Genomic DNA, 22,195 nt, shown 5'->3' with positions numbered 1-22,195 from the left:
GCACGCTATTGGAGATTCCGATGCGGACGCTTCCCTGGTCGTCCGCGAGCATGTTGTCCGGCGCGCGCAGGGAGGAGAGTGTCAGGCTGCTCTGGAGGGACAGCAGCGGGACGACGGCGACCAGCTCGAGGTCGAACGCCAGGTCGTCGGCCTCGGCGGGCGGGATGGCCTGCCCGCTGTTGAGGAGGCCGGCGGACGCCGCGGCCGGACCGGTCCACGTGAACGCGGAAGAGGAGACGCCGGTGCCGACGAGCTGGAGCGACTGGCCGGCCGCGCCCGGTTCCGAAACGCCGATGTCCGTCGAGACCATGCCGGCGGCCGTGCCGACCGAGGCGGTGATGGTTCCCTCGTAACTCAAGAACTGCACGACGGTGGTCGGGATGCGGACGAGGGCCACGCCGTCGGCCGCGCCGTTCTGCAGGCCGACGATGCCGAACCAGAGGACCCCGCTGTTGTTGGTCTGGGCCGGCACGATCCCGGAGAGGGCGTTGGTGCGGTAGATTTCCGCCCCGCCGTTGTACAGCACGAGCCGGTAGGCCGCGAGGTCCGCGCCGGCGGGCCCGGCGATCTCGATGCCCTCGTTGGTGTCGGTGCCCGTGTTGTCATAGTGGATTTCGTTGATCCATACCGACTCGACCGCGGGCTGCCCGCCGGGGCCCTGGTGGACTTCCGCGGCGATCACGTTGCGCCCGGGCGACAGGGCGGAGGGGTCGATGGATCGCCCGATGTAGTTGGTTTCGGCGGTCCCGCTGACCGAGTTGGTCGCCGGCGTGGCCGCCGCCAGCGTGTTCGTCGGAAGGCCGTCGCGCAGGACCTCCGCGCCGTTGACGTACAACGCGAGCCCGTCGTCGCGTCGGACGTTGACGGTGGCCGAGAACGGCGTCGAGTCGAGAAACGCATCGCGTCGGAAGTACCACGTCGTGCGGCCGGGCCTGGCGCCCGACAGGGACGCGTCGTCGAATTGAAGAGCCCCGCTGCTGCCCATGCCATCGGCCCCGAAGACGATCCGCACCCAAACCGCGTTGGCGGGCGCGACGGCGCTGACTTGATACCGAGTCCAGACCTCCCCCGGAAGAGGGCAATTCATCTGCTCGAGGGACACCAGCGTGAACGCGCTGTCGTACATTTCTATCCTAAGATAAAAGGACCGCGAAGCGTTCGTGAACAAGATCCCGCCGGCCGTGTTGTCATTCCATGCCCAGACGCCGGCCGTCCAAACGGACCCGGCGCCGAGGGCATTGGTCACCGATTGCCACCACCCGGCGGTGGGCATGCCGCCGCTCCAGTTGTAGATGGCGGCCATCCACGAACCGCCGTGCGAACGCCAACTCTCGCGCGATGCGTTGCCCCACGTGGATCCCATGATGACGCCATGGACGGTTTCCCCGCCCCAGTTGGTCGCCTGCGCGGCGCCGGCGGCGCCGGCCAGTTCAAAGCCCGGATTGCGCAGTACGAATCCGTTGGTGACCGGCGCCGGATTCGCCAAGAGGGTGGCCTCGCCGCCGTTGCCGAATCCCAGCACGCCGGGCCCCTGGGGCCAGTGCCCGTCGTACCAGGCCGCCGTGCGCCAGGGTGTCGCGGACAGGTCCAACCCCTCGTCGCTGTAGCGCCAGGTCCCGCCCTTGAGGATCAGCCGGTTCGTCGCGAGGCCCAGCGCCAGCAGGACCGTGGACGTGGCGGTGTTGTTGCCGGTCAGCGTCTCGCCCGCGACCGGCCCGGCGGAAGCGACCAGCACGTGAAACCCCGTCGACGCGCCGGCCGTGTTCCAGGAAAAGACCACGTTGGTCCCCCCGCCCGCGGCCAGCGGGATCCCCGAACGCGACCCGACCAGGAAATGGTCCGTGGCATTGGTGAGCACGACGGTGAACGATTCCGCGTAGTCGCCCCGGTTGGTCGCGACCACCGTGATGTTCGTGGTGGAGCCGGGCGGGATGACGCCGGGCGTGACGATCCCGCTCACCGCCAGGTCGTGCGCCGGCGTCCGGGTGATGGCCGCATAGTTCAGGCTGAAGTCGGAGCTGACCATCACGATGCGCATGGCGCGGACGCCGGCGTTCAGCAGGACGTTGCTCGCCCAGGCGTTGGTCCACACCTGTCCTCCCGCCCCGCCCGTGTTGAACGTCACGTCGCCGCTCGCGTTCGTGCCGTCCACCTCGAGGCGCAGCGTCCGGGCCCCGGCCGTGGCCGACGCGACACGGAACCGCACGTCGTAGTAGCCGGTCGTCGCGACCAGCGTGCTGAAACCCAGCCACTCGCCGGCGGCGATCCACGAGACGTCGTAGCCGCCCTCGGCGCAGGCCTCGATGTCCACGTTGTCCGACCGGTAGGCGCCGCCCGCGTTGCCGGCCGTGGTGTCGCTGAAGCTGGTGTAGTCCTCGGCCTCCAGGACCCCCGGCAGGGGCACGTTCGTCGCGGGCGCCGGCGCGTACAGGATCATCAGGTTGGTGAAGTACGTCTGGGCGGCGGGATAGGACGTGACGCCGGCGGCGCCCTTGTAGAAACTCACCACGTTCGTCGCGGTCCAGGGGCCCTGCGCGTTGTCCTCGGTGTATTCCACGAAAAAGCGGTACGTGCCGTCGGGCACCACGACGTTGTTCGTGTCGCGGCAGTTCCAGGTCAGCGTGTGCGTCTGGTGGGAGCCGAGCGTCGCGCCGGTGACGGCGTCCACGACGTTGCTCCGGGAGACGGCGCGCCACTGGTACAGGTATTGCAGCCGCGTCGCGGCCTGGCGCCGGAGCGTCTTGACGAAGTTGGTCTGCGCGTCCGTAACCCAGATCGCCAGCACGTGGTTCGGGGAGTACGTTCCGCTGTACGTCCGGGTGCTGACGCGGAAGGTCGCGGCGCCGTCGGTCGAGACGGCCCCGGCCGTCACGGCGGCGAGCCAGACGGTGGCCAGGCCCAGGCCCTGCAAAACTTTCTTCATGCGCAGACTCCTTCCGCGATGGCGCGGGCCCGGGCGGCGAGGGCGCGGGCCGTCTCGACGAGCCGGGGAAGGGCCGCCGCCACCGGGGCCGATAGCTTCGTCCCGTACCCGAGCCGCGCCGGCTCCACGCCGACGATCACGACGGGCGGCAGAACCGAACCGGGGCACAGCAGCCGAAAAGCGTCCAGGACCCCGAACCCGTGGAGCGATGTGGCCGGCCGGGCGCTTTCGAGCTCGTCCGCGTCGAGGACATACACCCGGCCCGGCCGCCCGCCGCCCTGGACGGCGTCCAGGATGATCGCCCGCCGCGCCCCTTCCAGGAACGGCCCGGCGTCGAGGATCGCCACGCCGATCTCCACGAGGAGCGCGCCCGGCGGCGGGTCGGCCTGCAGCGCCCGCAGCGCCCGCACCCCGGCGCCATCGTCGGATTGCAGGACGTTGCCGACCCCGAGAATGACCACGTCGTTATTCATCGTTACGCCAGGCCGGCGCCGGTTCGGCACACGATCTTCCGGTCGCGAACCCTCATGACATGCGTCGCGCAGTCCAGGCACGGGTCCACCGAATGAATCACGCGCAGCACCTCGATGGGTTTCTCCGCGTTGGCCACGGGCACGCCCATCAGCGCCTTCTCCAGCGGGCCCAACTGGCCCGCCGTGTCGCGGGGCGAGATGGTCCAGCAGGTCGGCGTGATGACCTGGTAATGGTTGATCTTCCCGCCGCCGATGCCGAGCCAGTGCCCGAGCGCGCCCCGCGGGGCCTCGGTCAGCCCCACGCCCGCCCCCGACGCCGGCACCGCGCACGGCGCGTAGCTGCTCTCGCCGGTCGGCAACTCGGCCAGCCAGTCCTTCATCGCCAGCGCGATCTTCAGCGCCTCGCGCGCCCGCGCCCGGTGCCGGTCCATCACCGACACCCCGTTGGTGTACTCGCCGCTCATCCACATCCGGGCCAGGGGTCCGCACTCGTACGGCGTCCCGCCGTAGCGCGGGGCCTTGAGCCAGCTGTACGCGTCGCCCTTCGGATGCCGCGGCGCGGTGTCGGCGACCGAGGGATGGAGGTCGTTGTCGGCGTTCTCGTACCACGAGTACGTCACGTGCTCCGAGATCGCCGCCGGGTCGAACGCGAGCGTGGAGGTCGAGCCGTCCAGCGCCCGGCCGGCGTGGAGGAGTTTCGTCGTTCCCGCGTCATTGAGTTCGAACACGCCGTACGACAGCAGGTGGCCGTAGCCGCGGCCGATGGCGAAGTACTCGGGGAACAGCGACGCCAGCCGGTCCGCGTCCGGCAGGTACACGTCGCGGATGAACACCAGGAGCTCGTCCAGGAGGGCCCCGAACTGCGCGACTTCGGCGGGCCGGGCCACGGCCGTGAACCCGCCCGCGATGTAGGACGGGGTGTGCGGCAGCTTGCCGCCGAAGATCGCGCCCATCTCGTGGGCCTTCCGGCGGAACGTGATCGCCTGCAGGTAGTGGCCGAGGAAGAAATCCGCCGTCGCCTTGTCCAGGCGGCCGCCAACGTCCCAGCCCGGCTGCCACGGGGCCATGCCCGGGCCGCGGACGAAATCCGGGAGGCAGAGCAGGTAGAAGTGCAGGATGTCCGACTCGATGTAGCAGGCCCCGTGCACGAGGTTCCGCAGGATGCGGGCGGGCGTCGGCGGGGTGACCCCGAGCGCCTGGTCCAGCGCCAGCACGGCGGCCATCGCGTGCGAGGTCGGGCAGACGCCGCAGATGCGCGACGTGATGTTCGGGGCGTCGCGCGGGTCGCGGTTTTCCAGGACCTTCTCGAACCCGCGGAAGAGCGTGCCGATGGTCCGGACGTCCACCACCTGCTGGACGCCGCCCACCGTGTCCACGTCCACGTCCACCTTCAGGTGCCCCTCGATCCGGGTCACCGGGTCTATCGCCGCCGAAATCACCGGCATGTTGTATCTCCCTTTCTCGCTTCCCGCCGGAAGGCCGTCAGGCATACGGCTCGAAAAACGACTCCGGCCCCGGGAACGTCGGCTCCACGCACCCGTGGCAGGGCGCGTTGACGCCGATGCACCAGCGCCCCTGCCCCGCGATCCCGTTCCAGCAGGCCTCGCAGCGCGACTTCGTCGTCGGGCCGCGGCAGCCCAGCTGGATCAGGCAGCGCCCGTCGCAATCCTCGAAACTCGTGGCCTCCGCGGGCGCCGACGGGTTCACGTACTTGTTCCGCGGGCACTTGTCGTGAATCAGCGCCGGCGCCGCCCCGCCGGCCAGGGTCTTCCGGTAGAGCTCCACCGGCCGCCCGTTATCGTCCAGCTCGATCGACCGCCCGAGCAGGATCTGCACGATCGCCCACACCACCCAGTCCGGGTTCGCCGGGCAGCCCGAGATGTTGACGACCGGCCGCCCGGTCAGCTGCTGCACGCTCACCACGCCCGTCGGATTGCTGCCGGAGGCCGGGATGCCGCCGAACGAGGCGCAGGTGCCGACGCTGACGAGGAACGCCGCCCGCGCGGCGAACCGCTGCACCGCCTCCATGTACGTCACCTCGCGCCCGTCGTAGCTGTAGACGATGCACGGCGCGCCGTTGAACGCCGTCGGCACGCCGCCCTCGCAAACCAGCACGTAGCCGCCCGCGTGGTACGCGCGGTTCAGTTCCGCGATGGCCGAATCGCCCGCCGAGGCCATCAGCGTCGCGTGGAACACCAGGTTCACCGCGCCGGTCAGCACGTCCGCGACCGTCGCGGGCTCGCCGGGCACGTTCGAGATGCGGTTGAGGAACGAGACCGAACAGCCCGTGCACGAGCTGCCGTGCAGCCAGATCACCGACGGCGCCGCCGGGTTGGCCAGCGCCCGCCGCAGCAGACCCAGGTCGAACGGGTCCAGCCCGATCGCGGCCGCCGAAAGCCCGCAGTACTTTAAAAATGACCTTCGGGTGATGTCCATGTTCATTCCCGTCGACAGGTTCCCTCTTCTCTGGCCGTCAACATACCCGCCCGCCCGGCGCCGTTAATAGCATAATTCTACGATTGACAAAGAAAGCGTGGCCTGTTTAATTTTACTTCATGTTATTTAATAGCATATTTCTACACGAGAGCGATAAATGAGCCCGCCCCCTGTGTCGGAAGGCGGCCGGTTGCGGACGATTTGCCGCACGGAGAGCGTGCGCGCCCTGGACGCGCTGATGCGCGAGCAGGCGGGCGTCGGGCTGGTCCTTGTCCGTCCCGGAAGGGATCAGAAGGTGGAGGTCGCGGAGGCGGGCGAGGGGATCGCGCTGCCGGAGTTCTGCCGCCTGATCCATGGCGCGGAGGGCGGGCGCGAGCGCTGCAGCACGTGCCGGTCGCTGCTGGCCGTTGCCGCCTGGAACCGAGGGCTGGTCCGGCACTCCTGCCACGGCGGCATCGCGGTGTTCGCCGCGCCGGTCCGGTCCGGGCGGACAGTGGATCCGGAGTTTCTCGTCGTCGGCTCCTGCGCCTTCGCGCCGGGTCGCGGGGCCAGGGGATGGACCGAAGCTCGCGAGCACGCCCGGGGACTTGCCCTGGACGTGAGGAAACTCCGGGACGCCTACGGGAAGTTGCCGCATCTGACGCCCCGGAAGGAACGCCTGGTAAAAAGCGTCATCGGGGTGGCCGCGTCCGTTATCGGCGAACTGATGGCGGGAATGCCATTCCGATCGGATTCGGGCGCGGCAGAGAAGGAAGCCGTTGCGGCGCCGGCGACGAAAAGCCATCCTTTTCAAGACCTCCACCGGCAAACCGGATCGGCCCTGGTGGATGTGGTGATGACCGTTGTGCGGTCCAATCCGGCGCCCCCCTACACGGTGGCGGATATCGCCCGGGCTGCGATCCTGACTCCCAATCACTTTTCAGCCCTGTTCCGGCGGCATGCGGGACAGACCTTCAAGGCCTTCCTGATGAAGGCCCGCTTGCAGAGATCCAGGGCGCTCCTGCGGGACCGCGCGTTGAGTATTGCCGAGGTGGCGGCCCGCTCGGGTTTCCCGGACGCGAACTACTTCTCCCGCGTGTTCAGGGCCGGAACCGGGATCACCCCTCGGGCGTGGCGCCTCGGGAAAAAGACGGAGTAGCGCACGATGCCTGCGGAAGAGCCGCCCCAGCTCTTCATCCAGGCCTGGTATCAGACCAAATCCGGGTGAATGCGGGTAGATTTCGGGCTCGCAGGAGCTCGCCCCTCCATGATTCCTGCCACTGGAGGGCGGAGCTCTGCGACGCCGTTCGTACCGCCTCTCACCCGTACCTGGTATCAGCCGTCATGCATGATCTGTAAAATGTGTTCTATAATAGAACATATTATATTTCAATGACTATTTTCATATTAGATTGACAATTCTCTCTGCTTTTGCTCACTATTTCCAGCATGCAGCTAACGGTTAAGCAGGCAGCCGCCATTCTCAACGTCGCCGAAAAGACGGTCTACCGCTGGATTCAGGATCAGAAACTGCCCGCGTACCGGATCGAAGGACAGTATCGCATCAACCGCGCGCTCCTTTTTGAATGGGCCACGGCCAAGAAGGTCAATTTCTCGCCGACACTTTTCCAGGAAAATGGACCGGAGGTCGCCATCCCGTCGCTGTCGGAAGGCCTGCTGAACGGTGGTATTTTCTACCGGATCGAGGGCGCCGACAAGGCGTCCATCCTGAAGGCGACCGTGAGCCTCCTCCGCCTGCCGGAATCAACGGACCGCGACTTTCTCTACCAGGCCCTGCTGGCCCGGGAGTCGCTGCAGTCCACGGGCATCGGCGACGGCATCGCGGTGCCCCATGTGCGCAACCCGCTGATCGTCGAAGTGGACAAGCCGCTCGTCTGTCTTTGCTTTCTCGAGAAGTCGGTGGATTTCCAAGCCATGGACGGGAAACCGGTGTTCGTGCTGTTCACCCTCGTGACGCCTTCCGTACGCGCACATCTGCACCTGCTCTCCCGCCTCTCGTTCTGCCTTCGCGACCCGGGGTTCAAGGAGATCCTGCTGCGACAGGGAAGCCGGGACGAGATCCTGGATGCCGCGCGGAAGGTGGAGGATTCGCTGTCCGCCCCCGCGCCGGCGCAGGAGCCGCCGGCATGACTTCCTCGTTGTGGGCCATCGGGATTCTGCTGGCCTCCGGCCTGTTGGCCCTGGCCCTGCCGCGCCTTCGCTGGCTCGGCGCGGCCGGCGCGGTCGCCGGCGCCGTGGCCGGCCTTGTTCCCTGCTTTCAACTCCTCGGAGGCGCCGCGGCGGAATCGTTCCGGTTGCCATGGTCGATTCCCGGCGGCTCGCTTTCCCTCGAATTGGACGCGCTGGGCGCGTTTTTCCTGGCGCCGGTCTGGATCGTCACGGCGCTGGCCGCCGTGTACGGGGTCGAGTACCTGGGCCGTCATCCGCGCGCGCCGCTCGCGGCGACGCTGTTCAACCTGCTGACCGCCTGCATGGTCCTCGTGGTGCTGTCGAGGAACGCCCTGCTTTTCCTCGTGGCGTGGGAGGGGATGGCCTTGAGCTCGTTCGGCCTGGTCATGCTCGAGGACGAAAAGGATTCCGTGCGGGCGGCGGGCTGGACGTACCTCGCCGCGTCGCAGCTCGGCACGGCCGCGCTGCTGATCATGTTCATCCTCCTCGGCGCGTCCGCCGGCTCGCTGGATTTCGATTGCTTCTCGGCCGCCGGCCGCGGGGGCTGGATCCTCGCGCTGGGGCTGGTCGGGTTCGGCACAAAGGCGGGCTTCATTCCCCTCCACACGTGGCTGCCCGAGGCGCACCCCGCCGCGCCCAGTCACGTGTCCGCGGTGATGTCCGGCGTGATGATCAAGATGGGCATCTACGGGCTGGTCCGGCTGCTTGGGCTGCTGGGCCCCGTCCCGGCCGCGGCGGGCTGGTGGTTTACGGCCATCGGGATTTCCTCCGGGCTGCTCGGCGTGATCTACGCGCTGGCCCAGCACGATCTCAAGCGGCTGCTGGCTTACCATAGCGTGGAAAACATCGGCATCATCATGCTCGGCCTGGGCGTCGGCCTGCTGGGCGTGCGCTACGGTCTGCCCGCGATGGCGGCCGCGGGATTCGCCGGCGGCCTGTTCCACGTGCTGAACCACGCGCTCTTCAAGAGCCTTCTTTTCCTGGGCGCCGGCTCGGTCCTGCACGCGACGGGGACGCGGGACCTCGACCGGCTCGGCGGCCTGGTCAAGGCGATGCCCGTTACCGCCGCGGCGTTCCTTGCGGGCGCGCTGGCGATCTGCGGCCTGCCGCCGTTCAACGGGTTCGCGAGCGAGTTCCTCGTGTACCTGGGCGCGTTCCAGGGCGCCACCGCTTCGGCCCAGGGCCCGGTATGGGGCGGGCTGGCGATCCTCGTCGCGCTGTCGGCCATCGGCGGCCTGGCCCTGGCCTGCTTCGCCAAGGCGTTCACCGTCGTGTTTCTCGGCCACGCCCGGGAGGCCCGGCCGCAACCCGCGCGCGATCCGGGGCCGGCGATGAAAGCGCCCATGCTGCTACTGGCCGCGCTCTGCCTGGCGATCGGCCTCGGCGCGACCCGGCTGTTCCCGGCCTTCGAGTCCATCCTGGCCCGGCGGCCGGACGCCGCCTTCCAGGCCGCCGCGCTCGGTGACGCGCTTGCGGCCCTCGGCACGGCGACCGGCGTGATGGCTTTGTTCGTCGGACTGGTATGGTTGACCGCGCTCTGGCGGTTGCGCCGGTTGGCGGGCAAGCCGGTTGCGCAGGGCGTCACGTGGGACTGCGGCTACGCGGCGCCCTCGGTAACCATGCAGTACACCGGCTCGTCCATGGCCCAGCCGCTGACGGAGTTCCTGGACCCGGTCCTGCGCGCCGAGCGGCACATCGAACGTCCAAACGGCTACTTCCCCGCGCGGGCCTCGTTCATTTCGCACGCGCCGGATTTCTTCCATCGCTTTGCGTACCGGCCGCTGGCCGCGCTCGGCGCCCGGCTGCTCGCGCCGCTCCGGCGGGTACAGCACGGGAACGTGCACCTCTATGTCCTGTACGTCGCGCTGACGCTGCTGGCGCTGCTCGCCTGGAGCCTGGGCACCCGATGAACGCGTCCGGCTTCATCCCGGTCCTGGCTGCGCTGGCGCTGGCGCCGCTGCTGTTCGGGCTCATCAACAAGGTCAAGGCCCTTTTCGCCGGACGGCAGGGCCCGCCGGTGCTCCAACTCTATTACGACCTGCTCAAACTATCCCGGAAGGGCGCGGTCTATAGCGCCACGACGTCCTGGCTGTTCCGCGCGGGGCCCGTGGTGGGCGTCGCGGCGGTGACGGCCGCGCTCCTGCTGGTCCCGCTCGGCGGAACGCCCGCGGTCTTCGCGTTCCGCGGGGATTTCATCCTCGCGCTCTACGTGCTGGGCGTCGCGCGCTTCTTCCTCGTCGCGGCGGCGATGGACACGGGCTCCGCGTTCGAGGGCATGGGCGCTAGCCGCGAGGTGTTCTTCTCCGCGCTGGCGGAGCCGGCCCTGTTCGTCGTGCTGGCCGCGCTGGCCCACGGCACGCAGGCGGGATCGCTCTCGGACATGCTGGGCCGCGTAACGCCGGACCTCTGGCGGGCCGAAACGCCGTCCATGGCGCTGCTGCTGATCGCGCTGGTCCTGGTCCTGCTGGCCGAGAACGCCCGGATCCCCGTGGACGATCCCAACACGCACCTCGAGCTGACGATGATTCACGAGGTGATGGTCCTCGACCACGGCGGCCCGGACTTCGCCCTGGTGTTGTATGCCTCCGCGCTGAAGCTCTGGCTGTTCGCGGCGCTGGTCGTCGGCGTGCTGCCGATCCACGGCGGGCCGCCGGCCGTGGGCCTTGCGGCGAGCCTCGCCGCCATGGCGATGGTCGCCGCGCTCGTCGGCGCGGTCGAGTCGGCCATGGCGCGGCTGCGGCTGGCCCGTGTGCCGCAGTTGCTGCTTGGGGCGGCCGCGCTGGCGCTCGTGGGATTCCTGCTGCTGGCCGCCGGATGATGCCGCGATGAACACCCTCCTCATCCTCATCCTGCTGACGAACCTGCGGCTGTTGGTCTCGAGCCGGATCCACGCCTGTGTCCGCTGGGTCGCGGCGCAGGGGATTCTGCTGGGCCTGCTCGCCGTGGTCGGTCGCCAGGATCACATCACGCTGCTCGGCATCCTCTTCGCGCTCTTCACCGCCGCGATCAAGGGCTGGGTCTTCCCGTGGCTGATCTTCCGGGCGATCCGCGAGAGCGAGATCCGGCGCGAGATGGAGCCGTACGTCGGCTACAATCTCTCCCTCGCCATCGGCCTGGCCGCGCTCGGCGTGTCGTTCTGGCTCGGTCGGCGGCTGCCGCTGCCCGGCCTGCCGGGCCCGCTGTTCGTGCCGGTCGCGTTCTTCTCGATGTTCGCCGGGCTGTTCCTGATCGTCAGCCGCAAGAAGGCCGTGACGCAGGCGCTCGGGTACCTCGTCATGGAAAACGGCATCTACCTCTTCGGCGTCGTCGCCGTGCGCGACGAGCCGCTGCTGGTGGAACTCGGCGTGCTGCTGGACCTGCTGGTCGCGGTCTTCGTCATGGGCATCACGATGTTCCATATCCAGCGCGACGTGGAGAGCCTGGACGCGGACCAGCTGACGCAATTACGGGACTGAAATGGCCATGCTGCTTTACGCCCTGCTTCTTGTCCCCGCCGCGGCGGGCGCGCTGGCGTTGGCCTGGCGCCGGCCCGGCGCGGCGCGGTTCCTGCTGCCCGCGGGGGCCGCCGCGCACGCGATGCTGACGGCGGCGGCGTGGCTCGTCCGCCCGGGGTCCGCCCATCCGAACTGGCTGGCCCTGGACGATACGGGCCTGCTGTTCCTCTCCATCGCGAGCGCCCTGTTTCTCGCCGCGGCGATCTACGCGCCGGGCTACCTGCGCGGGCGCGACCGCGACGCGCGCACGATGGGCGAGCCGCTCTTCGCCGGCTGCGCGCTGCTGTTCCTGGCCAGCATGACGCTCGTCACGTTGAGCCGCCACTTCGGCCTGCTCTGGGTTGCCGTCGAGGCCACGACCCTGGCCAGCGCCCCGCTGATCTACTACCACCGGGACGCGCGCTCGCTCGAGGCGACGTGGAAATACCTGATCCTCTGCTCGGTCGGCATCGCGCTGGCCCTGCTCGGCACCTTCTCCCTTTCCGTCGCGGGGGAGGGGGCGGGTCTCGCGAGCCTGTCGGTGGACGAACTGGTCCGGCGCGCGGCCGGACTGAACCCGGCCTGGCTGCAAGCCGCCGCGCTGCTCCTGCTCGTCGGGTACGGGACCAAGATGGGCCTGGCGCCAATGCATACATGGCTGCCGGACGCGCACAGCGAGGCCCCCTCGATGGTCTCCGCGCTGCTCTCCGGCGCGCTGCTGAACTGCGCGTTCCTCGGCCTGCTGCGGGTGCGCCAGGTCGTCGTCGCGGCCGGCCTGCAGGCCTTCGACGCGGGCGCGTTTCTCGTGCTCGGTTTTCTATCCGTCGCGCTGGCGTGGGTCTTCATCGTGCGCCAGGCGGACTTCAAGCGGCTGCTGGCGTACTCCAGCGTGGAGCACATGGGCCTGCTCGCGATCGGGATCGGCCTCGGCGGGAGCGGGCCGTACGCGGCGCTGTTCCACGCGCTGAATCACTCGCTCGTCAAGGCGGCGCTGTTCCTGCTGGCGGGCAACCTGCTGACGGTGTACGGGTCGAAGGCCGTGGAGGACGTCCGCGGGGCGCTGCGCGTGGCGCCGCGAACGGCGCGGCTCTGGCTGCTGGGCCTGTTCGCGATCGCCGGTTTCCCGCCGTTCGGCGTATTCGTCGGCAAGTTTCTCCTGCTTCGCTCCGCCGTGCAGGACGGGTACATCGGCTTGGCGGGCCTGCTGGCCGTCCTGTTGGCGATGATCTTCGTCGCCATGTCCGCCCGCATGCTGCCGATGGTCTTCGGGCCTGCGCCCGGGAGCCGCAGCCCCGTCCGCGAACGCTGGGGCGCGGTCCTGCCGTCCCTCGTTCTCCTGCTGGCTTCCCTGGCGCTGGGGCTCTGGCTGCCCGCGCCGTTAGCGGAGGTCCTGGCCCGGGCCGCGCGGACCCTGGGAGGCGCGCCATGAGCGGCGGGCTGCTCCTTCGCAACGGCGAGGCCGTGGCCGCCGACCGCCTGCCGGTGCTGCCGGTGCCCGAGTGGCGCGAGGCGATCCTCGATGCCGTGGACGCCCGCGCGCGGATCAGTTCCCTCTTCGGCCACCGCGAGCCTGACGGACGGGTCCGCCTGACGGCCGTCCTGGCCCGCGACCCGGCTTCGACGCTCGAAGTTCTGTGCGCAGACCCCGGCCACGCGTACCCAGCCCTGACGCCCGCGTGCCCGCAGGCGCACCTGTTCGAGCGCGAGATCGCCGAGCAGTGGGCGATCCGCCCGGAGGGCCATCCCTGGCTCAAGCCGGTGCGTTTTCACCGCCCGCTCCGCGACGCCGCGCCGGTGCTGCCCGAGTGCGCGGCGGCGAAAATCCAGCCTTGCGTAACGCGGTTTTTCCGCATGGACGGCGAGGAGGTCCACGAGGTGGCCGTCGGCCCGGTCCACGCGGGGATCATCGAGCCCGGGCACTTCCGGTTCCAGTGCCACGGCGAGGAGGTCTACCACCTCGAGATCTCGCTGGGCTACCAGCACCGCGGCCTCGAGCGGGCGCTCGCGGGCGGACCGGACGCGCGGTCCATCCACTACGCCGAGACGCTGGCCGGGGACACGACGCTCGGGCACGCGACGGCGTACAGCCAGGCGGTCGAGGCCCTGGCGGGCTGCCGCGTGCCCGCGCGGGCGCAGCTCCTGCGCGCCCTGGCCCTGGAGCTGGAACGGCTGGCCAATCATACCGGCGACCTCGGCGCGCTGGCGGCGGATGTCGGCTACCTGCCGACGTCGGCCTACTGCGGGCGCATCCGCGGCGATTTCCTGAACCTGACCGCGCTGTTGTGCGGCAACCGGTTCGGGCGCCGCCTCGTGCGGCCGGGCGGCGTGGCGTTCGATCTGGAGCCCGCGCGTCTGCAGGAGATGTCCGGGCGATTCGAGCAGGCGATGACGGACGGCGCGGTCGCGGTCAACCTGCTGTGGGATACCAATTCCGTCCGCGCGCGGTTCGAGGAAACCGGCGTCGTGCCCGAGCAGGCGGCGCTGGAGATCGGGCTCGTGGGCCCCGCGGCGCGGGCCTCGGGCCGGGAGCGCGATGTCCGCGTCGATTTCCCATCGGGCGCCTATCGTTTCGTGCAGGTGCCGATCTCCACGGCGCCCGGCGGCGACGTACAAGCGCGCGCGTACGTGCGCTGGCTGGAGATCCAGCGTTCCGCCGGCTTCATCCGCGATGTCTTCAAGGCCCTCGCGCCGGGCGAACTCCGCGCGGGGTCCGGACCGCTCCGGCCGGGATCGTTCGTCGTCACGATGGTCGAGGGCTGGCGCGGCGAAATCTGCCATGCGGCCCTGACGGACGCGGCCGGGCGGTTCCGGCGGTATAAGGTCGTGGATCCGTCCTTCCACAACTGGTTCGGGCTGGCTCTCGCGCTGCGCGGCCAGCCGATTTCCGATTTCCCGCTCTGCAACAAGAGTTTCAACCTTTCGTACTGCGGGCACGATCTATGACAAGGGCAACGCCATGCTGAAAATCATCGAGGCCCGGATACAGCAGAAGCACCGGACGCGGCCCTTCCCGCCGACCGAGCCGCGGTTATCCGATCGGTACCAGGGCCGGCCCGAGGTGGATTTCACCCGTTGCGCGGCGGATTGCGGTCGATGCGCGGCAGTATGCCCGACCGGCGCGTTGCGGATGGACTCCGCCGGGCGCATGACGTTGGACCTGGGCCGATGCCTGTTCTGCGGTGAGTGCGCGGCGGCCTGCCCGGCGGACGCGATCCGGTTCACGGGCGAGTACGCCATGTCCGCCCGGCGGAAAGAGGATCTCGTGCTCGGCGGTCCGCGGGAGGGCCAGGTCGAGGCCCTGGACGCGCGGATGCGGCGGCTGTTCGGGCGTTCGCTCAAGCTGCGGCAGGTCAGCGCGGGCGGGTGCAACGCGTGCGAGGCGGACACGAACGTGCTGAACACGCCGTTTTTCGATTTGGGTCGTTTCGGCGTCCAGTTCGTCGCGTCGCCCCGGCACGCGGACGGGCTGTTGATTACCGGTCCGGTCCCAGCCCACATGCGGACCGCGCTGCTGAAGACATGGGAGGCCGTGCCCGCGCCGAAGCTCGTGATCGCGGTGGGATCCTGCGCGATAGCCGGGGGACCCTATGCCGACCACGCCGAGGTTCACAACGGCGCCGCCGGCCTGGTCCCGGTGGACCTGTTCATCCCGGGCTGCCCGCCGCACCCGTTCACGATCCTCGACGGTCTTCTTCGCCTGCTGGGACGCATCCGGTAATCGCAAACGATTCCACACCTTGCAAGGTGTGGAATACTTCTTCTACATCATCATAAGGGCGAAGTAATAACGCAGATTATAATATGCTGAAATTACGATCACACCCTGCAGTGCGTGATACCAGGTACGGGTGAGAGTCGGTACGAACGGCGTCGCAAGCTTGCCCGCCGTAGCCCTTGCGCGAAGGCGGGAGCTCCGCCCTCCAGTGGCAGGAATCATGGAGGAGCGAGCTCCTGCGAGCCCGAAATCTACCCGCCTTCACCCGGATTTGGTACGATAGCTCCCCCCGACCGCGCCGGCGGCCTTCCCGCCGGAGTTAGGTCCGACCGGGCTTGCGGGCCGCCTGAATTGAACTCATGGGCCCCGGCTACGGCACGGCAGGATACAGCAGCATTTCCCGCCACTGCTCGCCGGCCTCGGCCAGCACCCATACCCCGGCGCGGCGGGTGACCAGGCGACTGCCGTTGCGGCCCAAGACCTCGTCGTGGACCCGGACGATCCGGGATTTTAATTTGCCCAACTGCTCGCGCTCCGCGGCCGTGGCCGCGCGGCCGCGCAGGGGTACGCCGTTCTCGGAACAGGCCAGCACGACCGCGCCGCCCGGCGGCTCGCCGCTCCACAGCGCGGGATAGCGATCGAAAAAGTCAGGCTTCCGACGCGCCGCGAGCAGGATGTCGAACGCCGACGGGACCGTCGCCACGAAGTCGAGGAACGAGGCTTCGGGCCGTTCCTTCTGGAAGCGCAGGAAATCCAGCGGGTTCAGGCCGAGCAGGTTCCAGCCGTGATACACGCCGTGATCAGGTTTGAGCTTCTTGGCGCGGAACCAGTTCCCGAACTGGCCGTTCAAGATCAGGCCGATCTCAAAATGAAGATGTCCGCGGGCCATGGGAATGGGCGACGACGACGTGTTGCCCATCCGGCCCAGTTCATCGCCGGCCTTCACCACGGAGCCCGGCTGGATTCCCGGCGCCAGGCTCAACAGGTGCGCATACAGCGTGAAGACCCGGCCTATCGGATCGTCGTGCCGGACCACGACGTAGATGCCGTAGTTGGAATTCCCGCCGAACCGGCTGACGTGCGCCACGACGCCGTCGGCTACCGTCCGCACCCGGTCGAGCGGCCGGCCCTGTGCATCGCGCCGGAGCGCGGCAATATCCAGCCCTTCGTGGAAGGTCGGCACCAGCCGCCGGCCCCGGGAGCCCGTCCGGACCGAGCCGTACATCGCCGATTCGGGGTTGCCCGATGCCGTGGGCTGGTAGACCCCCAGCGCCCCGGCGTCCAGAAGCGCCTTCTGATCCGTGGGATACACGAGGCCCGCCCAGGGCGGAGGCGTCTCCGGCGGCACTTCCTTCTCGAGGATCGCGGCCGGCTCCTCCTCGGGAGGCCGCGGCGCACATCCGCCGCCCCGGCGGCACCCGAAGAACCAGATGTCGAAGATCACCAGGGGAACGATCCAGGCCAGATGCTTCAACCCGCGCCGGCGACGCGGCGCCGGCGCTGCGGACGACGTGGGACGATGACGCAATTCGTGGAGGGGAAGATGCATGATGTCGCCCGGGAACGTCCGGTAGATCAGGCCGGCGTCTTCCCCGCCAGGTCTTCGTTGATGGACCGCGCCGCGATGCGGCCCTGGCCCATGGCCAGGATCACCGTCGCGGCGCCCAGCACGATGTCGCCGCCCGCGTACACGCCCGCGATCGAGGTCCGGCCGTTCTCGTCGGCGACGATGCGCCCGCGTTCGTCCACCTTGAGGTCCGGCGTCGTCTGGCGGATCAGCGGGTTGGATTCGTTCCCAATGGCGACAATGACCATGTCGCAGGGCAATACGAACTCGCTGCCCGGAATCGTCACGGGGCGCCGACGGCCCGACTCATCGGGTTCGCCCAACTCGCAACGCTGGCATTCGAGGCCCGCGACGCGGCCGTAGTCGTCGCCCAGGATGCGCGTCGTGTTCTGGAGGAGGTGAAACTCGACGCCCTCCTCCTTCGCGTGGCGCACCTCCTCCACGCGCGCGGGCATCTCTTTTTCGGTGCGCCGGTAGACGAGATGGACTTCCACCGCGCCCAGGCGCAAGGCCATTCGAGCGGCGTCCATGGCCACGTTGCCGCCACCCAGCACGGCCACACAGCGCGCCTCCAGCATCGGCGTGTCCGCCCGCCGGCGGTCGTAGGCGCGCATGAGGTTGATCCGCGTCAGGTACTCGTTGGCCGAGAAAACGCCGATCAGGTTCTCGCCCTCGATCTCCATGAACCGGGGCAGCCCCGCGCCGGTGCCGACGAACACCGCGTGGTAGCCGTCCTTCTCCAGTAGGTCCTTCAGCTTGCGCGTGCGGCCGACGACGAAGTTGGGCCAGAACTCGACGCCCATCGCGGTCAGCGTGTCGATCTCGGCCTGGACGATCGCCTTGGGCAGGCGGAACTCCGGGATACCGTAGATCATTACGCCGCCGGGCTTGTGGAACGCCTCGAACAGCGTCACGGCATGGCCCTCGCGGCGTGTGTCGGCCGCCACCACGAGGCTGGCCGGACCGCTGCCGATGACCGCCACCTTGCGGCCGGTCGGCGGCTTGACCGCGGGGGGCTGAAGCCGGCCCGTCTCGCGCTCCCAGTCCGCGACGAACCGCTCGAGGCGGCCGATGCTGACGGCTTTGTCCACGTCTTTGAGCGACTTGCCGAGGGTGCAGGGCTCCTGGCACTGCGTTTCCTGCGGACAGACGCGCCCGCAAACGGCGGGCAGCAGGGAGCTCTGCTTGATGATCGCCACCGCCTTCGCGAAGTCGTTTTCGGCGATGGCCCGGATGAAGCCGGGAATATCGATCCGCACCGGGCAGCCTTCTACGCACGGGGCGTTCTTGCACTGGAGACAACGCAGGGCCTCCAGCCGCGCCTGCTCCGGAAAGTAGCCGAGCGCGACCTCGGCGACGTTGCGCCGCCGGTCCGCGGGCGGCTGGGAGGGCATCTCCTGCGGCGGGATCGCCATCCGGTCGCGGGGTTTCAGGGCCCCGGCGCGGGCCTCGAGTCCGGCCAGGCTCTTCGCCGCTGCCTCGCGCAAGGCCCCTGGAGAGACTTCACTCACGGTTTTTTCCAAACCGTCGACCGCAGCCGCTCCACTTCCTCTTCCAGGTGGCAGCGCGCGTGGTCTTCCTTCTCCTGCCGCCGGTAGGCCTGCAGGCGCTTCATCAGGTTGTCGAAATCCACCTGGTGCCCGTCGAATTCCGGGCCGTCCACGCAGGTGAACTTCGTCTGGCCGCCGACGCTGACCCGGCAGCCGCCGCACATCCCCGTGCCGTCGATCATGATGGAGTTGAGCGAAACGATGGTCGGGATGCCGAACGGGCGCGTGGTCTCGGCGCAGAACTTCATCATGACCGGCGGGCCGATGGCCACGGCGAGGTCCGGCTTCGGGTTCCGGCCGCAGATTTCCTTGAGCGGCTCGGTGACCAGCGCCTTCCGGCCGTACGTGCCGTCGTCCGTGCAGACAATCAGTTCGTCGGCCAGCGCACGCATCCGGTCTTCCAGCACCACCAGGCCGCGCGTCCGCGCCCCGAGGATGACGATCAGCCGGTTGCCCGCTTGCTTCATGCCCTGGGCGATGGGGTGGAGGGGGGCGACGCCGATCCCGCCGCCGACGCAGACGACGCTGCCGAACTTCTCGATGTGCGTCGGGTGCCCGAGCGGGCCGACCAGGTTGGCGATCCGGTCGCCCTCGTGCATCTCGGCCAGTTCGTGCGTGGACTTGCCCACGGCCTGGAAGATTAGCGTGATCGTGCCGGCCTTCTCGTCCGCGTCGGCGATGGTCAGGGGGACGCGCTCGCCGTAGTCGCTGTCGAGCTGCAGGATGACAAACTGGCCGGGCTTGCGCTCCCCGGCGATGAGGGGCGCGCCGACCTCGAGGAGAAAAACCTCCTCGGCCAACTGCTGTTTTTTCAGGATAGTATTCATCCCCGCTGGGCCCGCCTGGGAACGGCCGCCGCCGGATTATCCCCGCCACTCGGCCTGGTCCACGGTGGTCTTGAAGTCCACCTGGACGATCTTCGGCTTTTCCTGGTCCCTCACCGCCTCGACGTGCTCGGGGGTCGGCTGGCCGACGTAAATCAGGTTCTTCACCGGGCACTTCTTCACGGCAACAAGTGTGGCGTCCATGTTCTCCGGGTCGTACTCGTCGTAATTGATGCGCGGGATCTTGCCCTCGGTCATCTTGAAGATCGGGCTGGCCTTGGAGCAGGCCATGCAGCCGACGCAGCCGATCTTGCAGACGGCCTTGACGTCCTTGCCCATGTCCAGGTTCGAGCAGCCCACGGCGATGATGCGCTGCGACTTGAACGGGGTCATGGAGATGATGTGGCGCGGGCAGGCCTTCTCGCAGGCGCCGCAGCCGACGCACTTGTCGTAGTCCACCGTCGCGAGCCCGTCCACGACGTGGATGGCATCGAACTCGCAGGCCGCGACGCAGTCGCCAAACCCCAGGCAGCCGTAGGTGCAGCCCTGCACACCGCCCACGAGGTTGGCGCCCGTGCAGGTCTTCTCGCCGCGGTAATCCGCCCGGCCGAGCCGCTCCGCGTAATGGGCGCGGCAGTGGACCACGGGACGGTACGGCCACGAGGGCTTCAGGTCCACGCCCATGATCTTCGCGATCGCCTGGGCGCAGCTGGAGCCGCCGACGGTGCACTTGTCCGGCGCGATCTTCCCGCCCGCGACGGCCTCGGCGTAACTCATGCAGCCGACGCAGCCGCATCCTCCGCAGTTCGCGCCGGGCAGCGCGGCGTTGATGGCCTCGATGCGCGGGTCGACCGCGACGTGGAACACCTTGTTGGCCCATCCCAGCGTGTAGCCGGCGACGATCGCCATCACCAGCATCGTCCCGCCCGCCAGAAGCATGATCGTGGGGTCCATGGGGAATGGTTAATGGTTAATGGTGGATGGGGCGGACTCCGCCGGGGGCGGCGGTGTCTTTTTGATCATTTTCGCCAGGTTGCTGTCCACGCCGGTCAGGCCCATGAAGGCCAGCGACAGGATGCCGGCGATGATGAGCGTGATGCCCGGCCCGCGCAGGGGCTTCGGCACGTCGCAGTGGTCCAGCTCCTCGCGGATGCCGGCCATGATCACGATGGCGACCAGGAAGCCGGCGCCCGCGAAAAACGCGTACACCAGCGCCTTGTCCAGGCCCCACGGGTCCGCGGCGCCCGCGCCGATGTGCTTCATGATCTCGAGGCAGACGAAGAGGATGACGCAGTTGGTCGTGATCAGCGGCAGGAACACGCCGAACGCCTTGTAGAGCGCCGGGAAGAACTTGCGCACGTACATCTCCACGAGCTGCACCGCCCACGCGATCAGGAAGATGTAGGCGATGTAGCTCAGGATGCTCAAGTCGCTGACGCGCGCCGGGTCGTGGGTCAGGGCGCGGTACAGCCACGTCGCCAGCGGCGCGCCGGGGGCCATGACGAAGTAGGTGGCCACCCAGCTCAACGCCGCGGCGATGGTCGTGACGAACGTCACCGCCGCGCCCATGCCGAAGGCCATGTCCAGCTTGCGGGAGACGCCGATGAACGGGCAGTTTCCCACGAAGAAGTGGAAAACCATGTTGTTGATCAGCGCGGTCGTGATCGCCAGGACGAGGAGAGACGCGATGTAGCTCATGCCGCCACCACCGCTTTCTTGGCCCGCGCACTGTGTTTTGCCTCGATCCAGTTCATCACGCCCATCAGCAGGCCGAGGGTGATGAACGCGCCCGGGGGCAGGATCATGATCACCCAGGTGGACCAGTGCTCGGGGGCGGTCACCGGGATCACCCGCCAGCCCAGCCACTTGCCGAACCACGTGCCGAAACCCAGGATCTCGCGCACGCTGGCGATCGTCGCCAGGCCCAGGGTGAAACCGAGTGACTGCCCGACGGCGTCGCTGACGGCCGTGCCGATCCCCTGCTTCGAGGCGCAGATCTCGCAGCGCGCGATGATCACGCAGTTGACGATGATCAGCGGGATGTACGGGCCGAGCTGCTTGCTCATGTCGTACATGAACGCCGCGAGAATCTTGTCCGCGATGGTCACGAACGTCGCGATGGTCAGGGTGAAGACCAGGATGCGCAGGTGCGGCTTGAGCAGGCCGCGGATCAGGCTGATCAGGATGTTGGAGCAGATCAGCACGAACGCGACGGCGCCGGACATGGTCATCGCGCCTTCCATCGTGTTGGTCACCGCCAGGGTCGGGCAGATGCCCAGGATCTGGCGGTAGATCGGGTTCTCCGGGATGATCCCGTTGAGAAACCGCTCCAACGCTGTCGGTCCGTCGTTGCTCATGGCTCGGGCGGGTTAGTCCCGCCGTTCCTTTCCCTTTCCGCCGACAGAGCGGCGGAACTACAGTCCTTTGTAGCTCCGGCGCTCTGCCGCCGGAGATGCCTGCGCAATGGGCCCTGTCATCCCATCGGGCGAAGCAAGCCGCCATCCCTTATTCTTTCAGCGCCTCCCGGAAGCGCGCCACGGCGCCGTTGACCAGTCCCACCACGCTGCCCGAGGAAATCGTCGCGCCGGTGACCCCCTGGATCTCGCTGTCCGACTGCGGCGCCGCCTTGGTCACGGACAGTTCGGGCGCTGTCGGCTTGCCCTTGAACTGGTCGCGCCAGGCCGGTTCCGTAATCCGGTCGCCGAGTCCCGGGGTTTCCTTCTGTTCCAGGACGTACAGCCCCGTGACCCGCGTCAGGTCCTGGTTCAGGCCGACCAGCAGGTCCAGGATGTCCGCGAAGCCGAGGCCGCGGGCGGAGATGACCCAGCCGACCTGCTCGCCCTGGTCGTTCATCGCCCGATAGACGGCCTGGCCGCCGATCGTCTCCGGCTGGCCCGTCGTCGCGCCGGGCACAAGGGCCGGGATCTGGCTCAACGTGTCGTTCAGCTTGTTGGCGGCAATCTTCGGCGAGAGCGCCGCCTGGACGCCGGCCAGCGCCGCGCCGAACGCGAGCGCCAGCACGATCACCAGCCAGGCCTGGCCTATGTAGCTGTTTTTCATCATTC

Annotated in this window: 19 protein-coding genes; 8 read left to right on the top strand and 11 right to left on the bottom strand. The window is 68.6% G+C overall.

All coding sequences use genetic code 11. The features are described 5' to 3' along the window. The 4 genes from KA248_08965 to KA248_08950 all read right to left on the bottom strand — a co-directional run. A partial coding sequence (locus KA248_08965) for a DUF2271 domain-containing protein (protein ID MBP7830033.1) occupies positions 1-2,923 on the bottom strand: 2,923 nt, incomplete at its 3' end. Then, positions 2,920-3,396: a hydrogenase maturation protease gene (locus KA248_08960; protein ID MBP7830032.1), complete on the bottom strand. Its 477-nt coding sequence runs from the start codon at positions 3,394-3,396 to the stop codon at positions 2,920-2,922. The genes KA248_08965 and KA248_08960, both read right to left, overlap by 4 nt. A 2-nt stretch (positions 3,397-3,398) precedes the next feature. After that, a complete protein-coding gene (locus KA248_08955; protein MBP7830031.1) occupies positions 3,399-4,835 on the bottom strand; it encodes a nickel-dependent hydrogenase large subunit in 1,437 nt (478 codons plus the stop codon). A gap of 43 nt (positions 4,836-4,878) precedes the next feature. Next, positions 4,879-5,832, bottom strand: coding sequence for a hydrogenase small subunit (locus tag KA248_08950; protein MBP7830030.1), 954 nt, complete (start codon positions 5,830-5,832; stop codon positions 4,879-4,881). A gap of 157 nt (positions 5,833-5,989) precedes the next feature. On the opposite strand from KA248_08950, the gene KA248_08945 reads away from it, so the two are divergent. The 8 genes from KA248_08945 (at position 5,990) to KA248_08910 (ending at position 15,192) form a co-directional block, all read left to right on the top strand. Further along, positions 5,990-6,970, top strand: a complete 981-nt coding sequence (locus tag KA248_08945; GenBank protein ID MBP7830029.1) for a helix-turn-helix domain-containing protein — start codon at positions 5,990-5,992, stop codon at positions 6,968-6,970. A gap of 290 nt (positions 6,971-7,260) precedes the next feature. Beyond that, on the top strand, positions 7,261-7,962 hold the full coding sequence (locus KA248_08940; GenBank protein MBP7830028.1) for a PTS sugar transporter subunit IIA: 702 nt from the start codon (positions 7,261-7,263) through the stop codon (positions 7,960-7,962). Continuing rightward, positions 7,959-9,911 carry a hypothetical protein gene (locus KA248_08935; protein ID MBP7830027.1) on the top strand — a complete coding sequence of 651 codons (1,953 nt, stop codon included), beginning with the start codon at positions 7,959-7,961 and terminating at the stop codon, positions 9,909-9,911. The genes KA248_08940 and KA248_08935 overlap by 4 nt, the downstream gene beginning before the upstream one ends. Further along, complete coding sequence (locus KA248_08930) at positions 9,908-10,819, top strand: NADH-quinone oxidoreductase subunit H (protein ID MBP7830026.1); 912 nt, start codon at positions 9,908-9,910, stop codon at positions 10,817-10,819. The genes KA248_08935 and KA248_08930 overlap by 4 nt, the downstream gene beginning before the upstream one ends. Before the next feature lie 7 nt (positions 10,820-10,826). Further along, positions 10,827-11,456 carry a hydrogenase gene (locus KA248_08925; protein ID MBP7830025.1) on the top strand — a complete coding sequence of 210 codons (630 nt, stop codon included), beginning with the start codon at positions 10,827-10,829 and terminating at the stop codon, positions 11,454-11,456. Positions 11,457-11,466: 10 nt separating this feature from the next. Continuing rightward, positions 11,467-12,903, top strand: a complete 1,437-nt coding sequence (locus tag KA248_08920) for an NADH dehydrogenase FAD-containing subunit (protein ID MBP7830024.1) — start codon at positions 11,467-11,469, stop codon at positions 12,901-12,903. Next, positions 12,900-14,417, top strand: coding sequence for an NADH-quinone oxidoreductase subunit C (locus KA248_08915; protein MBP7830023.1), 1,518 nt, complete (start codon positions 12,900-12,902; stop codon positions 14,415-14,417). The genes KA248_08920 and KA248_08915 overlap by 4 nt, the downstream gene beginning before the upstream one ends. A gap of 13 nt (positions 14,418-14,430) precedes the next feature. Next, on the top strand, positions 14,431-15,192 hold the full coding sequence (locus tag KA248_08910; protein ID MBP7830022.1) for a 4Fe-4S dicluster domain-containing protein: 762 nt from the start codon (positions 14,431-14,433) through the stop codon (positions 15,190-15,192). A gap of 367 nt (positions 15,193-15,559) precedes the next feature. Here the strand turns inward: KA248_08910 and KA248_08905 are convergent, their stop codons facing one another. The 7 genes from KA248_08905 to KA248_08875 all read right to left on the bottom strand — a co-directional run bounded on the left by KA248_08905 (position 15,560) and on the right by KA248_08875 (position 22,190). Further along, complete coding sequence (locus tag KA248_08905) at positions 15,560-16,738, bottom strand: M23 family metallopeptidase (protein MBP7830021.1); 1,179 nt, start codon at positions 16,736-16,738, stop codon at positions 15,560-15,562. Positions 16,739-16,764: 26 nt separating this feature from the next. Beyond that, positions 16,765-18,171: an NADPH-dependent glutamate synthase gene (gene gltA / locus KA248_08900; GenBank protein MBP7830020.1), complete on the bottom strand. Its 1,407-nt coding sequence runs from the start codon at positions 18,169-18,171 to the stop codon at positions 16,765-16,767. A gap of 92 nt (positions 18,172-18,263) precedes the next feature. Next, positions 18,264-19,133, bottom strand: coding sequence for a sulfide/dihydroorotate dehydrogenase-like FAD/NAD-binding protein (locus KA248_08895; GenBank protein MBP7830019.1), 870 nt, complete (start codon positions 19,131-19,133; stop codon positions 18,264-18,266). A gap of 36 nt (positions 19,134-19,169) precedes the next feature. Continuing rightward, the gene (locus tag KA248_08890) at positions 19,170-20,084 is read right to left on the bottom strand and encodes an RnfABCDGE type electron transport complex subunit B (GenBank protein ID MBP7830018.1); all 915 of its coding nucleotides are present in this window, start codon (positions 20,082-20,084) and stop codon (positions 19,170-19,172) included. A gap of 9 nt (positions 20,085-20,093) precedes the next feature. Further along, on the bottom strand, positions 20,094-20,828 hold the full coding sequence (locus tag KA248_08885) for an RnfA-Nqr electron transport subunit (protein ID MBP7830017.1): 735 nt from the start codon (positions 20,826-20,828) through the stop codon (positions 20,094-20,096). Next, positions 20,825-21,487 (bottom strand): electron transport complex subunit RsxE, encoded by a 663-nt coding sequence (gene rsxE / locus KA248_08880; GenBank protein ID MBP7830016.1) that lies wholly within the window; start codon positions 21,485-21,487, stop codon positions 20,825-20,827. Before rsxE ends, KA248_08885 begins: the two co-directional genes overlap by 4 nt. A gap of 148 nt (positions 21,488-21,635) precedes the next feature. Then, the gene (locus KA248_08875; protein ID MBP7830015.1) at positions 21,636-22,190 is read right to left on the bottom strand and encodes an FMN-binding protein; all 555 of its coding nucleotides are present in this window, start codon (positions 22,188-22,190) and stop codon (positions 21,636-21,638) included. Between the last annotated feature and the right edge of the window lie 5 nt (positions 22,191-22,195).

It is taken from the genome of Kiritimatiellia bacterium (genome assembly GCA_018001225.1).
Taxonomy (GTDB): domain Bacteria; phylum Verrucomicrobiota; class Kiritimatiellia; order CAIQIC01; family JAGNIJ01; genus JAGNIJ01.
The sequence above is the reverse complement of the archived record's forward strand: the minus strand, read 5'-3'. Positions and strand labels throughout refer to the sequence as shown.

Coding starts and splice junctions, on each gene's coding strand:
- KA248_08960 (MBP7830032.1), bottom strand. CDS start 3,396: ATGAATAACGACGTGGTCATTCTCGGGGTCGGCAACGTCCTGCAATCC.
- KA248_08950 (MBP7830030.1), bottom strand. CDS start 5,832: ATGGACATCACCCGAAGGTCATTTTTAAAGTACTGCGGGCTTTCGGCG.
- KA248_08945 (MBP7830029.1), top strand. CDS start 5,990: ATGAGCCCGCCCCCTGTGTCGGAAGGCGGCCGGTTGCGGACGATTTGC.
- KA248_08940 (MBP7830028.1), top strand. CDS start 7,261: ATGCAGCTAACGGTTAAGCAGGCAGCCGCCATTCTCAACGTCGCCGAA.
- KA248_08935 (MBP7830027.1), top strand. CDS start 7,959: ATGACTTCCTCGTTGTGGGCCATCGGGATTCTGCTGGCCTCCGGCCTG.
- KA248_08930 (MBP7830026.1), top strand. CDS start 9,908: ATGAACGCGTCCGGCTTCATCCCGGTCCTGGCTGCGCTGGCGCTGGCG.
- KA248_08925 (MBP7830025.1), top strand. CDS start 10,827: ATGAACACCCTCCTCATCCTCATCCTGCTGACGAACCTGCGGCTGTTG.
- KA248_08915 (MBP7830023.1), top strand. CDS start 12,900: ATGAGCGGCGGGCTGCTCCTTCGCAACGGCGAGGCCGTGGCCGCCGAC.
- KA248_08910 (MBP7830022.1), top strand. CDS start 14,431: ATGCTGAAAATCATCGAGGCCCGGATACAGCAGAAGCACCGGACGCGG.
- KA248_08905 (MBP7830021.1), bottom strand. CDS start 16,738: ATGCATCTTCCCCTCCACGAATTGCGTCATCGTCCCACGTCGTCCGCA.
- gltA (MBP7830020.1), bottom strand. CDS start 18,171: ATGGCGATCCCGCCGCAGGAGATGCCCTCCCAGCCGCCCGCGGACCGG.
- KA248_08895 (MBP7830019.1), bottom strand. CDS start 19,133: ATGAATACTATCCTGAAAAAACAGCAGTTGGCCGAGGAGGTTTTTCTC.
- KA248_08890 (MBP7830018.1), bottom strand. CDS start 20,084: ATGGACCCCACGATCATGCTTCTGGCGGGCGGGACGATGCTGGTGATG.
- KA248_08885 (MBP7830017.1), bottom strand. CDS start 20,828: ATGAGCTACATCGCGTCTCTCCTCGTCCTGGCGATCACGACCGCGCTG.
- rsxE (MBP7830016.1), bottom strand. CDS start 21,487: ATGAGCAACGACGGACCGACAGCGTTGGAGCGGTTTCTCAACGGGATC.
- KA248_08875 (MBP7830015.1), bottom strand. CDS start 22,190: ATGAAAAACAGCTACATAGGCCAGGCCTGGCTGGTGATCGTGCTGGCG.